At 62.8% G+C, this 1,686-nt stretch carries 1 protein-coding gene; it reads right to left on the reverse strand.

Features of this window, described 5'->3' with window-relative positions:
• Positions 1-47: 47 nt before the first annotated feature.
• Entirely contained in the window at positions 48-1,652 is a 1,605-nt protein-coding gene (locus AWC14_RS20510) for a serine/threonine-protein kinase (protein ID WP_236723814.1), read from the reverse strand.
• Between the last annotated feature and the right edge of the window lie 34 nt (positions 1,653-1,686).

The raw sequence follows: 1,686 nt of genomic DNA on the forward strand, positions 1-1,686 counted from the left end.
AAACGCGAAACCCGTTCACGCGTATTCATATAGCCGGCCCCACGCGCTTAAGCTGCCGGGCGACAGTCGATCCCAGATTGCTGGCCGGACGGCAATTCGGCGGGTGGTGCTTGAGGTGGCGATGCCGTGCTGCAGATCGGTAGCAGGCCGGCTCGGGACAGGTACCTCAGGCCGTCTATCTCAGTCGCAAGCCCCCCGTCGCCCATCCCGGCCTGGAGTTGAGCGCGTTTGTCGGGCTGCAGATCGTCCACGCGCAACAGCCTGCAGTGCTTCGTCGACTGGCCATAGCGGATCTCCGACAACTCGCCCCGGGCATTGAGGCATTCTTGCATGAAGGGACCGTTCAGCCGGACACCCAGAAACGAGTCTGGTAGATCACGCAGTCCCTGCATGATCGCCACCGTCCCTTGGTAGTCGGCGAGGTAATAGGTCCTACTCAGCAACTTTCGTCCGACGCCAAATATTATCAGCGTCAACAAGATCACGACGCCAACGATGATCAGGGGCCGTTTGCGGCGTTTCAGTACGGTTGGGTTGGCCGCCTGCGCTCGCCAAAGGCGAAGACGAGAGCGCGAGGTGTTCGGAAACGGCTCAACCCGGCCAGGATTGCGGTCACGCTGCAACGCGGTGCGTACCGGGGGCGTTGCGGATAGGACGCCGCTGTCGCGGTGCTGCGCCGACGGCCAAGGCTGCGAATCAACGCTGGCATCACTGACCTCCGCTGCATACGCTGGGCCTGCATACGCTGGGCCAGCCGTGACCCACGGACGCGTCTCTCGATCGACTGCTGATACTGCGGCATGAGGAACAACCGCGGCGCGCGGCTCTCCCAACGCTTCCACGAGTTGCATGCAGCTCTGAAACCGCGAGTCGGGGTTTTTGGCGAGCGCACGCTCGAACACCGCGTCCAGGTAGTCCGGAAGTCCGGGCCTGCGGGCGGTAATCGACGGCGGGGCTTGCGTCGAGTGCGCTGCGATCAGCGCCGCGAGGTTCCCGGCGGTGAATGGCGGTGCACCGGTCAGTAGCTCGAACGCCGTGCACGCCAACGAATAAATGTCAGCGCGGTTATCCAGGATCCGACCTTCGAGAGCCTCGGGTGATATGTAAGCCATGGTGCCCACCGTCACCCCACTTGAAGTCAAAGAGGTGGATTCACCAACGGCCTTAGCTATCCCGAAGTCAGCGAGCTTGACGATCTTCAGGCGGTTGTCGCGTCCGCACTCCACCAGGATGTTGGCGGGCTTCACATCGCGGTGGGTAATCTGATGCTCGCCGTACGCGTAGTCCAGGGCGGCGCCGGCGCCGGCGATGATCTGCATCGCCAAGTCCATTGGAAGTGCGGATCGTGTTTTCAACAGGCGTGCGGTGTCCTGGCCCGCGATATATTCCATCGTCAGCCACAGCTGGCCGTCATGGTCGCCACGGTCGTAGATGGTGATGATGTTTGCATGGCGAAGCGGCGCCAGAAGATTGGCTTCCCGCATGAACCGACCGCGGAACTCCTGGTTACGGCTGACGGTGGTGTCGAGGAGCTTGAGCGCGTCCTGACGCGGCAAACGGGGATGCTCGACCAAGAACACCTCACCCATACCGCCCGCGCCGAGCCGCCGGACCACCCGGTAGTCGCCGATATAGCCGGTGTCCCCGCCCACTCACCGAGTTTCGCACATTCCCGCTGCACAAAAG

Source organism: Mycobacterium kyorinense, from assembly GCF_002101735.1.
Taxonomy (GTDB): domain Bacteria; phylum Actinomycetota; class Actinomycetes; order Mycobacteriales; family Mycobacteriaceae; genus Mycobacterium; species Mycobacterium kyorinense.